Source organism: Pseudomonas sp. AA-38, assembly GCF_029457475.1.
Lineage (GTDB): Bacteria > Pseudomonadota > Gammaproteobacteria > Pseudomonadales > Pseudomonadaceae > Aquipseudomonas.
Window position 1 is genome coordinate 4,466,022 of record NZ_CP120359.1, and the last position, 12,610, is coordinate 4,478,631.

At 62.6% G+C, this 12,610-nt stretch carries 11 protein-coding genes; 5 read left to right on the forward strand and 6 right to left on the reverse strand.

All coding sequences use genetic code 11. The features are described from left to right. Positions 1-150: 150 nt before the first annotated feature. Both rpsI and rplM read right to left on the reverse strand, forming a co-directional pair. Positions 151-543 carry a 30S ribosomal protein S9 gene (gene rpsI, locus PVE35_RS20545; protein WP_013714129.1) on the reverse strand — a complete coding sequence of 131 codons (393 nt, stop codon included), beginning with the start codon at positions 541-543 and terminating at the stop codon, positions 151-153. 14 nt (positions 544-557) lie between these two features. Further along, positions 558-986, reverse strand: coding sequence for a 50S ribosomal protein L13 (gene rplM, locus PVE35_RS20550; protein ID WP_268178934.1), 429 nt, complete (start codon positions 984-986; stop codon positions 558-560). A 281-nt stretch (positions 987-1,267) separates the two neighbouring features. Between rplM and PVE35_RS20555 the strand changes: the two genes are divergently transcribed. Further along, positions 1,268-2,305: an NADP(H)-dependent aldo-keto reductase gene (locus tag PVE35_RS20555; protein WP_277372825.1), complete on the forward strand. Its 1,038-nt coding sequence runs from the start codon at positions 1,268-1,270 to the stop codon at positions 2,303-2,305. Here PVE35_RS20555 and nfi read toward each other — a convergent pair. Beyond that, on the reverse strand, positions 2,302-3,015 hold the full coding sequence (gene nfi, locus PVE35_RS20560) for a deoxyribonuclease V (protein WP_277372826.1): 714 nt from the start codon (positions 3,013-3,015) through the stop codon (positions 2,302-2,304). The genes PVE35_RS20555 and nfi overlap by 4 nt on opposite strands. A 69-nt stretch (positions 3,016-3,084) precedes the next feature. Then, positions 3,085-4,221 (reverse strand): acyl-CoA dehydrogenase family protein, encoded by a 1,137-nt coding sequence (locus tag PVE35_RS20565; RefSeq protein WP_268178937.1) that lies wholly within the window; start codon positions 4,219-4,221, stop codon positions 3,085-3,087. Positions 4,222-4,463: 242 nt separating this feature from the next. Here PVE35_RS20565 and PVE35_RS20570 point away from each other — a divergent pair, with 242 nt between their 5' ends. The 4 genes from PVE35_RS20570 (at position 4,464) to PVE35_RS20585 (ending at position 9,889) form a co-directional block, all read left to right on the forward strand. Further along, positions 4,464-5,360 (forward strand): GlxA family transcriptional regulator, encoded by an 897-nt coding sequence (locus PVE35_RS20570; RefSeq protein ID WP_268184379.1) that lies wholly within the window; start codon positions 4,464-4,466, stop codon positions 5,358-5,360. Positions 5,361-5,582: 222 nt separating this feature from the next. Then, positions 5,583-6,614, forward strand: a complete 1,032-nt coding sequence (locus PVE35_RS20575; RefSeq protein ID WP_277372827.1) for a hypothetical protein — start codon at positions 5,583-5,585, stop codon at positions 6,612-6,614. Between the two features lie 52 nt (positions 6,615-6,666). After that, complete coding sequence (locus PVE35_RS20580; RefSeq protein WP_277372828.1) at positions 6,667-7,665, forward strand: putative solute-binding protein; 999 nt, start codon at positions 6,667-6,669, stop codon at positions 7,663-7,665. Positions 7,666-7,717: 52 nt separating this feature from the next. Further along, entirely contained in the window at positions 7,718-9,889 is a 2,172-nt protein-coding gene (locus PVE35_RS20585; RefSeq protein ID WP_268178940.1) for a TRAP transporter large permease subunit, read from the forward strand. 39 nt (positions 9,890-9,928) lie between these two features. Here PVE35_RS20585 and zapE read toward each other — a convergent pair whose 3' ends face one another. Continuing rightward, on the reverse strand, positions 9,929-11,023 hold the full coding sequence (gene zapE / locus PVE35_RS20590) for a cell division protein ZapE (RefSeq protein WP_268178941.1): 1,095 nt from the start codon (positions 11,021-11,023) through the stop codon (positions 9,929-9,931). A gap of 132 nt (positions 11,024-11,155) precedes the next feature. Then, positions 11,156-12,502, reverse strand: coding sequence for a tryptophan--tRNA ligase (locus PVE35_RS20595; RefSeq protein ID WP_277372829.1), 1,347 nt, complete (start codon positions 12,500-12,502; stop codon positions 11,156-11,158). Positions 12,503-12,610: the final 108 nt, after the last annotated feature.

The following is a 12,610-nucleotide window of genomic DNA, read 5'->3' on the forward strand; positions in this document are numbered from 1 at the left end:
GACAAGGTAATTACCTAGCACAAGGCCAGCGAAAGCCTTGTCGGGCGCGGCCTGCGCATATGCGGCACGTTGTCGCAGGATTTTTCCAGCCCCATAAAAAACGCCCAGCTCCGTAAGGAAACTGGGCGCTTCTGACAAGCGTAGTCGCGATTAACGCTTGGAGTACTGCGGACGCTTACGCGCTTTGCGCAGACCGACTTTCTTACGCTCGACCTCACGGGCGTCACGAGTGACGTAACCGGCTTTACGCAGCGGGCTGCGCAGGGTCTCGTCGTACTCGATCAGAGCGCGGGTGATACCGTGACGGATCGCACCAGCCTGACCGCTGACACCACCACCGGCGACGGTGACGAAGATGTCGAACTTCTCGACGGTCTCGGTCAGCTCCAGCGGCTGACGCACGACCATGCGAGCGGTCTCACGGCCGAAGAAGGTATCCAGGCTGCGGTTGTTGATGGAGATGTTGCCAGTACCCGGACGCAGGAAAACGCGTGCGGTTGCGGTCTTGCGACGGCCAGTGCCGTAGTTTTGAGTCGCCGACATAGTGAACTATTCCGTTAAATCTTCAGTTCTTGGGGCTGCTGAGCGGTATGCGGGTGAGCGGCACCCTTGTACACCTTCAGCTTGCGGTACATGTCGCGACCCAGCGGGTTCTTCGGCAGCATGCCTTTGACCGCGGTCTCGATCACACGCTCAGGGGCACGAGCGATCAACTTCTCGAAGTTGATCTCTTTGATGCCGCCCGGGAAACCGGAGTGGGAGTAGTACTTCTTGTCGCTCGCTTTGGCGCCGGTAACACGAACCTGCTCGGCGTTGATCACGACGATGTAGTCGCCGGTGTCAACGTGCGGGGTGTACTCGGGCTTGTGCTTGCCGCGCAGACGGCTGGCGATTTCGGTGGCCAGACGACCCAGGGTCTGACCTGCAGCGTCGACGACGTACCAGTCGCGCTTAACAGTTTCCGGTTTTGCAGTAAAAGTCTTCATTCGCTATAGCCTCAGGGGCCGCCCTGAAAATAAGACGGCGGATCTTACTGAATAGTGCTTGCTTTGACAAGTCAAAGACAGCCGGAAACAGACGCTATCGGGGGCTCGGGTCAGCGCGTCCGCCACGGCAGGGGGTTCGGTGGGCTAGGCATCCCCACCTTCTCTGTCGGCGAGCTAGGCGTTCCCGCGTCGAGAGCCGCGGAATTATGCCGATTGCAGCGAAAATAGCAACCTGCTTTGATGGATCCTTTTTTCCATGAGCAAAAAACGAGGAGATCGCCATGCAATACCGTCAGCTCGGCCGCACCGACCTCAAGGTCAGCGCCATCTGCCTGGGCACCATGACCTGGGGTGAGCAGAACAGCGAAGCCGAGGGCCATGCTCAGATCGAACGCGCCAAGGCCTGCGGCATCAACTTCATCGATACCGCCGAGATGTACCCGGTACCGCCTCGCGCCGAAACCTACAGCAAGACCGAGCAGATCATCGGCAGCTATTTCAAGCACCGCGGTGACCGCGCCGATTGGATCCTGGCCAGCAAGATCGCCGGCCCCGGCAACGGCATCACGCACATTCGCGACGGCCAGCTCAAATTCAATCGCCAGCACATAGTCGCGGCGCTGGACGCCAGCCTGAAACGCTTGCAGACCGACTGGATCGACCTCTACCAGTTGCATTGGCCAGAGCGCCCCACCAACTTCTTCGGCCAACTCGGCTACACGCACCGGGACGCCGACTTCACCCCGCTGGAAGAAACCCTGGAAGTGCTCGACGAGCAGATTAAGGCAGGCAAGATCCGCCATATCGGCCTGTCCAACGAAACGCCCTGGGGCACCATGAAGTTCCTGCAACTGGCCGAGAGCCGTGGCTGGCCGCGTGCGGTGTCGATCCAGAACCCCTACAACCTGCTCAATCGCAGCTTCGAGGTGGGTCTGGCGGAAGTGGCGATTCGCGAACAGTGCGGCTTGCTGGCCTATTCACCGCTAGCCTTCGGCATGCTCAGTGGCAAGTACGAAGGCGGCGCCCGCCCCGCCGGTGCACGCATCAGCCTGTTCAGCCGCTTCGCCCGCTACACCAACCCGCAGGCGGAGGCGGCCTGCTCGCGCTACGTGGCCCTGGCCCGCGAGCATGGGCTGGACCCGGCGCAGATGGCGCTGGCCTTCGTCACCGCGCAACCCTTCGTCACCAGCAACATTATCGGCGCCACCAGCCTGGAGCAACTGGACAGCAACCTGGCCAGCGCCGAGCTGAAGCTATCCGAGGAAGTGCTGGCCGGCATCGAAGCGATTCACAAGGAGCAACCCAACCCGGCTCCCTAAAGAAGTGAAGGCTGATCGCTGCTGGCATCGCGTCGCGACGCCAGGCGATCGGCCAGGCGGGTCGGTTCGGGCAGGCGATGACGTCTGACACAGGCCATCACCAGCTCAGGCGCACGCTCGAGGCTGACCCGATTACCCGGCGAGACGATCAGCGGCCGTACACGATCCTTGCTGCGCAACACCCAGCCGATTCGCTCGCCCCTCCTGCTCAGCAGCTCGACGCATGCACCCTGCGTCTCATCCAGCTCGGCGTGATGCCCCGTAAGAATCTTCTTGGCCACGCCAATGGTCGGCAAGCCGCTGACCACACCCAGGTGCGCAGCGATGCCCAGGCCGCGCGGGTGGGCGATGCCATGGCCGTCGACGAAGATCAGATCCGGCTCCTGCGACAAGCCGGCCAATGCCTGCAGCAAGGCCGGCAGCTCACGAAAGGATAACAGCCCAGGCACGTAGGGCATGCGAGTGGGGATACGCGCCACGCACTCGGCCAGCGGCTCCAGCGTTGCGGCGTCGAGCAGTACCGCCGCCGCGCGGGTGATGGCACCGCCCTCCTCGAAGCCGACATCAACGCCCGCCAGGCGCCGCAGCGGCGGATAATCGTCCTCCAGCCGCACTTGCTGGGCCAGGCGCGCCTGCAGTTCACGGGCAGCCGCCGGGCTGCCGTCCCAGCCCGCGAAGGGGGACGCTGCCAGTTCACTCAATCGGGTCATGAGGTTCTCCAGGCCTTTATGCCTTGGAGCCCTGCGCCGATGGCCGAGTTCGCCACGTGACGTGCAGGCTCAAAGAGCGCGGGCGATGATCTCTTTCATGATCTCGTTGGTGCCGGCGTAGATGCGTTGCACCCGCGCATCGGCCCAGGCGCGTGCCACTGGATATTCCCACATGAAGCCGTAGCCACCATGCAGTTGCACGCATTCGTCGAGCACCTTGCATTGCAGATCGGTGCTCCAGTACTTGAGCATCGCCGCAGTGGGTACGTCGAGCTTGCCCTCAAGGTGCAACTCCAGACAGCGGTCGATGAACACCCGGCCAACCTGAAGCTCGGTGGCCATCTCGGCCAGCTTGAAGCGGGTGTTCTGAAAATCCGCCACGGCTTTGCCGAACGCCTTGCGCTCGCGGGTGTAGTCCAGTGTCCATTGCAGCGCTGCCTCGGCCGATGCCAGCGCGCCGACACCCACGGTCAGGCGTTCCTGCGGCAACTCCTGCATCAGGTAGGCGAAGCCCATGCCCGCCTGACCCAGCAGATTCTCCTTGGGCACACGCACGTCCTGGAAGAACAGCTCCGAGGTGTCCTGCGCCTTCATGCCCACCTTCTCCAGGCGCTTGCCCTTGGAAAAGCCCGGCGTGCTGGCCTCGACCAGAAACAGGCTGGTGCCCTTGGCGCCAGCCTTGGGATCGGTCTTGGCCACGACTATCACCAGATCGGCCAGCCAGCCATTGGTGATGAAGGTCTTCGAGCCGTTGATCACGTACTCGTCACCATCGAGCACAGCGCTGGTCTTCACGCCCTGCAGGTCGGAGCCGGCCCCCGGCTCGGTCATGGCGATGGCGGTGACCATCTCGCCACTCACCAGCTTGGGCAGGTAGTGCTGCTTCTGCGCCTCGCTGCCGTAATGCAGGATGTAGGGCGCAACGATATCCGAGTGCAGGGAGAAGCCGATGCCGGTCAGCCCCAGACGACCTATCTCCTCGATCACCACGGCGCTGTAGAGAAAATCCGCGGCCATGCCGCCATATTCCTCGGGGAGGTGCGAGCAGAGCAGGCCGGCCTCGCCCGCCTTGTTCCACAGGGTTCGATCGACATGGCCGTCCTTCTCCCACTGCGAGTGATAAGGCACGGCTTCGCGCTCGAGAAACTTGCGCACGCTATCGCGGAACAGTTCATGGTCGGAGCTGAATATCGTTCTGGGAATCATGGCGCTACCTGAAATCCGGGGCAGAGAAGGGTTGCTCGACTTTAGCCAAGCAAACGCTTGGTCACACTGGACACATGCGCCAAAAAATAAGACGATCCAGCCAGTGTATGACCACTTAGCCTTCAACAAGAATAAAAAACATGGTTACCCCAGCCCCCCACGCGACCTTGCGCTGTGTCAGCATTCTCGCCACCGACGGTGTATTCGCTTCAGCCATGCTGCAGGCCAAGGACTTCTTCCACATGGCCGGCATCCGCTACGCCAGGCAGCAAGGCCTGGGCTTTGAACCGCCCTTCGAGATCCGCCTGGTCAGCCCAGACGCCCTGCCCATGAACAGTTTCAGCAAGGTTCAGGTGCCCGTGGATGGCGGCCTGGATAGCTGCGACGTGATCATCCTGCCAGCCTTCTGGGACGACTTCGACGCCCTGCGTCAGCGTTATCCACAGGTATTGGACTGGCTCAGGCGCCAGCATGCGGCCGGCACGGCGATCTGTGGCGAGGCCACGGGGGTGTTCTGGATGGCCGAGGCCGGCCTGCTCGACGGCAAGGAAGCGGCTACCTACTGGCGCTTCTTCGGCGAATTCGCCGAACGCTTCCCGAAAGTGCAACTGAATCGGGACAAGCACCTGTCCGATGCCGACAACCTCTACTGCGCCAGCGGCGCCACCTCGGCCTGCGACCTGTACATCTACCTGATCGAGCGCTATTGCGGTGTCAGCGTGGCACAAGGCGTGGCCCGCGACATCCTCTACGAGGTGCAGCGCAGCTACACGCCGGGGCGCATCGGTTTCGGCGGTCAGAAGCTGCATCAGGACGTCGCCATCCTGCAGATCCAGCACTGGCTGGAAGAGCACTACGCCGACAAGTTCCGCTTCGAGGACGTGGCCCGCGAGCACGGCATGAGCATCCGCAATTTCATGCGCCGCTTCCAGGCTGCCACCGGCGACAAGCCCCTGCACTACCTGCAGCGTCTGCGCATCGAGACCGCCAAGAGCCTGCTGTCCTCCACCCGCAAGAGCATCAAGACCGTCAGCTACGAGATCGGTTACGACGATGCCAGCTTCTTCGCCCGCCTGTTCCGCCAACATACCGGGTTGTCTCCCAACCACTATCGCCGGCAGTTCCAGCAGCAACCGTGAAGATGCAGCGCGGCAGTCCATCTCGCCGCGCTCGTTCGGCTCGGTAACGCCTGCTACTAGACAGCCTGTCTACCGACAGGCCACACCCACCAGAAGATTGGGTATCAGCCCAACCCGCTGCCAGTAGAGTGATTGCCGTAAGTCGCCCGCTGCCGCGTGGTAGACACATGCGACCGTGCGCTTGGATGCGCGCTCACAACAACAATAAAGAAGGAGAGTGTCATGGGAGTTTCTCGTGCGCTGCGCCTGGGTGCCATCGTATCCCTGGTGCTACTGACAGCCTGTACCCCGATCAAACGTTTTGGTGCCAACCAATCGTTGCGCTTCGTGGAGAACAATCTGGTCGGCCCCATGCTGGAAAGTCATGATGCCGACATGGCCTGTTATTCCGGCGCGGCAGTCGCCCCTCTGATCCAGTCCACCAGCGGCCTGGGGGCAGACAACCATCAACTGCTCACCCTGCTCTACCTCACCGCCGGTAGCTGTGCCGAGCAGACCGCCTTCGAGCAGGAACTGCGCTACCTGCGCGCCTCGCGCAGCAAGCAGGTCGAAGAGGCGCAGGACGCACGCATCACCCAGAAGCGCTATGCCGAACTGGCAGCACGGCGCCAGTACCAGTCCTATCAGAATTTCGTCCGTTATTACGAGCAGCGCTTCGACATCAGCATCGGCGCCGGCTGCCCGGCCTTCGACAAGGACATCGACGAACTCGTCTACCTGCTCGGCCTGATCCAGGGGCTGCAGGCCATCCAGAACGACATCAACTCGCAGAACGCCGTCGGTGTGCCCAAGGACATCGCGGCCAAGACCGAACGCGCCATGGCCTGCCTGGACAACGAAAAGTGGTGGGGTGCGCCGATGGCAGCCCGTGCCCTGGTCTGGAACATGCTGCCGGGCAGCGGCGATGGGCAGGATCCCTGGCAGGTACTCGAACAGTCGCGGCAGATCGCCGAGCGCCATGGCGTGCGCCTGGCTCACGCACTGTATGCGATCTCCGCCACGGCGAAGAACGATGAACAGCACCTGCGCACCGTCCTGCGCGCCTTCGGCGCCACCGAAGCGCCGAGCAGCAGCTTCAAGCTAGACCAGACCTATGCCCAGGTCGACGCCATCAGCAGCAGCATCGTCATGAACAATGCCGATCGCTACTGGACGGCCAACACCGGCACCCGCACGCCGATCGGTGGCCTGCTGCGTTTCTGGGACGAGAAGCAGCCGGTCGATACCGGCATCGAGATCGACGACCTGCTCTAAGGCAGGTCGTCACAAGCCATCCGCCTCAGCGGCATGACCCGGAGTATCTGCCATGAAGTTTGCCAACCTAGCCGCCCCCGCCCTGCTCAGCCTGGCGCTGGGCGCCGCCCCGCAGGCCTTCGCTCAGAAGATTTGCGTGTTCGACATCCTCGGTGCCCAGGGCGATATCTACAGCATCATGAAGGACTACCAGCTAGCGGCCAATAATTTCGGCGCCAGCATAGAGCTCAAGCCCTACACCGACGAGAAGATCGCTGCAGAGGACTTCAAGGCCGGGCAATGCGACGGAGTGATGATCATGGGCCTGCGCGCCCGCCAGTTCAACACGTTCACCGGCAGCCTGGAGGCCCTGGGCGCCCTGCCCAGCTACGCGGCACTGAAGACGGTGATCACCACCCTGAGCGCCCCCAAGGCCAGCAAGTTCATGATCAACGGCCCCTACGAAGTGGCGGGCATCGTCCCCATGGGCGCGGCCTACCTGTTCGTCAACGACCGCACCATCGACAACATCAGCAAACTGTCGGGCAAGAAGTTCGCGATCATGGACTACGACAATGCCCAGGCGAAGATGGTGCAGCGCATCGGCGCCCAGCCAGTCGCCTCCGACGTCACCAACTTCGCCGGCAAGTTCAACAACGGCTCGGTGGATGTGGTCGGCGCACCGGCAGCCGCCTACAAACCGCTGGAATTGCAGAAGGGCATGGGTGAACGCGGCGGTGTGGCGCGCTTCCCGGTATTGCAACTGACCTACCAATTGGTCATCCGCCCGGATCGCTTCCCCGAGGGTTTCGGGCAGAAGTCCCGCGAATATGCCCTCGGCCAGTACGACCGCGCCATGAGCATCATCAAGCAGTCGGAAAGCGAGATCGACAACCGCTACTGGATCGACATTCCGCCCGAGGACATGGAGAAGTACACCGTGATGCTGCGTGAAGCACGTATTTCGCTGACCGAAGAAGGCATCTATGACAAGCGCATGATGGCCGTAATGAAGCGCGTGCGCTGCCAGCTCAACCCGGCCGATGCCGAGTGCGCGCAGAACCTCGAATAACGACAACGAAACGGGGCGCTCGCGCCCCTCTGCCTTGACCGTAGAGCCCGCCATGTCCATTGCCTCGACCATGACCAGTCATGACCAACCTGCACCGCCCCAGGCCCTGGAGCGTCCTCGGCTTGGCCGATGGCTTTCCACCCTGCCAGTGTTCCTTCTGCTGACCCTCACCCTGGTTATCGGCACCGGGGAAATGCTCCATGGCCAACTGTTGCGCATGGGTGAGCGCCTGTTCGGTGATCCGGCTGCCGGCGTGCAGTACTTCATGCTGCGCGCCGACCCGGTGGCGCCGACCTGCGACCCCAACCCCGACATCGATGCCTTGATGGCCAAGCAACCCGCCCAGGCCAGCAGCGATATCGACGACCTGTTCGGTGATACCCAGGTCGATCCGCAAGCGCAGCGCAGCGCCCTGCAGCGCGCCGCTCAGCTCTGTGCCCAACGCCATGAAATGTACGGCACCGTCGTCGCCCACATCACCCCCGAGCTGAAGCTGTACCGGGGCCTGGAAACTTCGTTCTTCGGCATATTCCGCTTCGGCACCGACAATCGCGCGCTGCTCCTGCTGCTGCTCATTTCCATCGCCGGTATCACCACCACCCTGCGTCATCACCATATCTCGCTGCGCCCAGCCAGAACCCGGCTCGACCACCGTGTTTCGTCCGCTGGCATGGTCATCGCCAACGCCTTGCTGGTGTTTTCCTGCAGCCACTACCTGCATACCCTGCTCAACGCCGACCTGCCGCTGAGCAAACCCTATCTCAATGGTTTGTGGATCGCCCTGTTCAGTTGCCTGTTCCTGATCAGCGTCTATCACTTCCTGAAACCACCGGCAGATGCCGAGCCTGGCGGCAATTTGGGGCTGGCGCTGCTCTCCACGCCGCTTTACGCCGTCATGGCAATCAGTTCCTTCACCTCATTCTCGATGAAGGGCCACTATGGCGGCATCGCCATCTACCTGGGCCAGCTCGTCGAGCTCTCGGGCATCTTCCTCAATCTGGCGCTGTTCATCTGGTCCGGTATGCTGCTCAAGCAGACCAACGTGGTCGATCGTTTTCTCGATCTGGTTCGTCCCTGGCGTCTGTCGCCGGAACTGCTGACCTGGATCCTGCTGATCGGCGCAGCGGTGCCGACGGCCTACACTGGCGCGTCGGGTATCTTCGTCATCGCCGCCGGGGCCATCATCTACCGCGAAGTGCTGCTCTCAGGCGGTCGTCGTCAGTTTGCCCTGGCGGTGTCGGCGATGTCCGGCTCGCTCGGCGTGGTGCTGCGCCCCTGCCTGCTGATCGTGGTGGTCGCGGCCCTGAACAAGCAGGTGACTACGGCCGAACTGTACAACTGGGGCATCGCCGTTTTCGTCCTGACCTCGACGCTGTTCTTCATCGCCTCGCAGGTGTTGCGTCAACAGCCCATCAACATCGCCCACCCACGTGACGCCATGCCCGCCATGGCCCGCGCCCTGGTGCCAGTAGCGCCGTACCTGCTCATCGCCATCGTGGTGATCTGGATCTACGGCTACATGCTCGACACACGCCTGAACGAATTCACCGCCCCGGTGATGCTGCCAGTGATCCTGCTGGTGGTGCTGATCTTCGACAAACTGCGTGGCGAAAAGCTGGTGGAAGCCCCCAGCGCCGTCGAGAACGACCAGGGCAACAGCCAACGCAACTTCACCCAGGCCGTGGGCGCAGCGACCTACGACACCGTCGGCCATATCGGTGCGCTGACCCTGCTGATGGCCTTGTCGGTCTCCACCGGCGGGGTAATCGAACGCTCCGGCCTCATGGAACTGATGCCGCAGGACTTCCAGAGCATCTGGCTGGCACTCACCGCATTGATGCTGGTGCTGTTCCTCATCGGCATGGTGATGGACGCCTTTGGCGTGGTAATCCTGGTGTCGGCCACCATCGCACCGATCGCCTATGCCAACGGTATTCACCCGGTGCATTTCTGGATGATCACCCTGACCGCCATGGAGCTGGCCTACCTCTCACCACCCGTGGCACTCAACCACCTACTGGCCCGGCAGGTGGTGGGCGAGGCGGAGATAGACGCCGCCAACGCGGAGGTGCGCGACAAGAGCTTCTACTACCGCTATGAGCGCTGGATCCTGCCGATGGCGGTGATGGTCGTGGCGCTGCTGATCGTCACCTACGGTGGTGAACTGATCGTCCAGCACGGCGCGCAGGCGCTGGAACTGGGGCGAAGCTTGCTGCCCCAGTGACCGCACTACGCCCGCACTGGACAGTGCGGGCGTTTTCCTTCAGGGACGGTGCGGGCGGGTGAGGAACTCGTGCGACTGCATCTCCAGCAGACGGCTCAGCGTGCGCTGGAACTCGAAGCTCAGACGACCGCCGGTATAAAGATCCTTGAGCTCCACCTCGGCAGAGATGATCAGCTTGACGTTGCGGTCGTAGAACTCGTCCACCAGATTGATGAAGCGCCGCGCCATGTCCTCCTTGGCCACCCCCATCTGCTCGACGTTGGCCAGGATCACCGCATGGAAGATCTTGCCCAGCTCGATGTAGTCGTTCTGGCTGCGGGGCCCGTCGCACAGCTCGCGAAACTCGAACCAGGCCACGTCCTCGCACACACGCACGGCATTGATCGTGCGGTTTTCGATCATCAGCGCCTCGTTCTCCACCATATGGGTGCAGTCCGGCAGCAGGCTCTGGAAGCTCTTGCGCAAGCTCTCCTCGGCTTCCGGGCCGAGCGGGAAGTGGAACAGCTCGGCCTGTTCCAGCGCACGCAAGCGGTAATCGACGCCGCTGTCGACATTGACGATGTCGGTGTGCTGCTTGAGCAGGGCGATGGCCGGCAGGAAACGCGCGCGCTGCAGGCCGTCCTTGTACAGGCCGTCCGGCACGATATTGGAGGTGGCCACCAGCGACACGCCGTTCTTGAACAGTTCTTCCAGCAAGGTGGCGAGGATCATCGCGTCGGTGATGTCGCTGACGAAGAATTCGTCGAAGCAGATCACCCGCGCCTCGTCGGCGAAGCGCTTGCCGATGATGGTCAGCGGATTCTTCTCGCCCTTGAGGGTCTTCATCTCCTCGTGCACGCGTTTCATGAAGCGGTGGAAGTGGGTGCGCATCTTCTGCTCGAAGGGCAGCGCATCGAAGAAGGTGTCGACCAGATAGGTCTTGCCACGCCCCACGCCGCCCCAGAAATACAGCCCCTTGACCGGCCCCTGCGGCTTCTTGCCGAACAGTTTGCCGAGCAGACCGGATTTGTCCTGGTCACGCGCGATCAGATCATCGTACAGACGCTGCAAATGGCGGACGGCATTTTCCTGAGCCGCATCATGGAAGAAGTCGGGCCGCTTGAGGTCGGCCTGATAACGCTCGAGGGGAGTCATGATTCGTTAGCCGGGCAAGTAAAAACGGGGGCGTCACTTTAGCGACGCCCCCGCTGCTTGGCAATCTGCCCGTAGCCGGATGCAATCCGGGGAATGCTGGCGATGCTCGTCCCGGATTGCATCCGGGCTACTTCATTCCTGCGGCGCCAAAGCCTCGCGCAGGCGGGCAATGGCCGCTTCCAGCGCCTGGCCATCGGCGAACTCGGGACTGCTCGCCACGCTTTCGCCATCAACCCACACCGAGAACGCCAGGCCTTCGGCGCGCACATCCAGTGGCTCGCCAGACTGCAGGCGCTTGTTGACCAGACCCGCCGACTTGCCATCGGCGAAGGCTTTCGACAGCAGCAACTGCTCACCATCGGCATCCAGCAGACGGAAGCGGAAGCTGCCATCCTCGTCGCGGAAGCTGACGAAACGCGCACTCTTGGCCGCTTTCTTCTTCTCGCCAGCGAAAACCTGCACTTGCTCGCGGAACGAACGCAGGCCTACGGCCTCGCGCAGTTCGCCGAGGAACGGTGTGGCGATCTTGCGCGCCTTGGCCGCACCAGCGAGGAGGATATCCTCCAGATCGGCCGGCTTGGCGATCAGCGCGTTGTAGCGCTCGCGCGCCTCGCCCAGGGTGTCTTCGAGCAGCTGGTACAGACGGTTCTTCGCCTCGCCCCAGGCCAGGCCGCCTTCCAGCTCGGCACGGAACTCGGCCTGCTGCGCGTGGCTGGCGAAAGCCTGGTACAGGGTGAACAGGTGCGAGCCTTCGGCATCCTTGGGCTCGCCCGGCAGCCTGGAGTCGGTGACGATGCGCGCCACGGCCTCTTTGAGCTGCTTGGCCGTGCCGAACAGCGGGATGGTGTTGTCGTAGCTCTTGCTCATCTTGCGCCCGTCGAGACCGGGCAGCGTGGCCACTTCTTCCTCTATCACCACCTCCGGCAGGACGAACAGATCCTTGCCCTGGCCGAACAGATGGTTGAAGCGCTGGCCGATGTCGCGAGCCATCTCCACGTGCTGGATCTGGTCACGACCGACCGGCACCTTCTGCGCGTTGAACATCAGGATATCCGCTGCCATCAGCACCGGGTAGCTGAACAGGCCCATGGTCACGCCGGCATCCGGGTCTTCACCGGCTTCGACGTTCTTGTCCACCGAGGCCTTGTAAGCGTGGGCACGGTTGAGCAGGCCCTTGCCGGTAACGCAGGTGAGCAGCCAGCACAGCTCGGGAATCTCGGGGATGTCGGACTGGCGGTAGAAGGTCGCCTTGTCGGTATCCAGGCCCAGCGCCAGCCAGGTCGCGGCAATCTCCAGGCGCGAGCGCTGGATGCGCGCCGGGTCATCGCACTTGATCAAGGCGTGGTAGTCGGCGAGAAAGTAGAAGGAGTCCATCTGCGGATCGCGGCTGGCGGCGATGGCCGGGCGGATGGCACCGGCGTAGTTGCCCAGGTGCGGCGTGCCGGTGGTGGTGATGCCGGTAAGGATACGGGTGGTCATGATCAGATTCGCTTTGCTTGAACTGTTTCGGCGCTCGCGCGGGTCGCCTCGCGGAATGCCTCGAATGCCAGGTTGGTCGTAGGGTGCGCCATGCGCACCACACGAATG

Coding starts and splice junctions, on each gene's coding strand:
- PVE35_RS20595 (WP_277372829.1), bottom strand. CDS start 12,502: ATGACCACCCGTATCCTTACCGGCATCACCACCACCGGCACGCCGCAC.
- PVE35_RS20565 (WP_268178937.1), bottom strand. CDS start 4,221: ATGATTCCCAGAACGATATTCAGCTCCGACCATGAACTGTTCCGCGAT.
- PVE35_RS20585 (WP_268178940.1), top strand. CDS start 7,718: ATGTCCATTGCCTCGACCATGACCAGTCATGACCAACCTGCACCGCCC.
- zapE (WP_268178941.1), bottom strand. CDS start 11,023: ATGACTCCCCTCGAGCGTTATCAGGCCGACCTCAAGCGGCCCGACTTC.
- rplM (WP_268178934.1), bottom strand. CDS start 986: ATGAAGACTTTTACTGCAAAACCGGAAACTGTTAAGCGCGACTGGTAC.
- rpsI (WP_013714129.1), bottom strand. CDS start 543: ATGTCGGCGACTCAAAACTACGGCACTGGCCGTCGCAAGACCGCAACC.
- PVE35_RS20570 (WP_268184379.1), top strand. CDS start 4,464: ATGGCCGGCATCCGCTACGCCAGGCAGCAAGGCCTGGGCTTTGAACCG.
- PVE35_RS20580 (WP_277372828.1), top strand. CDS start 6,667: ATGAAGTTTGCCAACCTAGCCGCCCCCGCCCTGCTCAGCCTGGCGCTG.
- nfi (WP_277372826.1), bottom strand. CDS start 3,015: ATGACCCGATTGAGTGAACTGGCAGCGTCCCCCTTCGCGGGCTGGGAC.
- PVE35_RS20575 (WP_277372827.1), top strand. CDS start 5,583: ATGGGAGTTTCTCGTGCGCTGCGCCTGGGTGCCATCGTATCCCTGGTG.
- PVE35_RS20555 (WP_277372825.1), top strand. CDS start 1,268: ATGCAATACCGTCAGCTCGGCCGCACCGACCTCAAGGTCAGCGCCATC.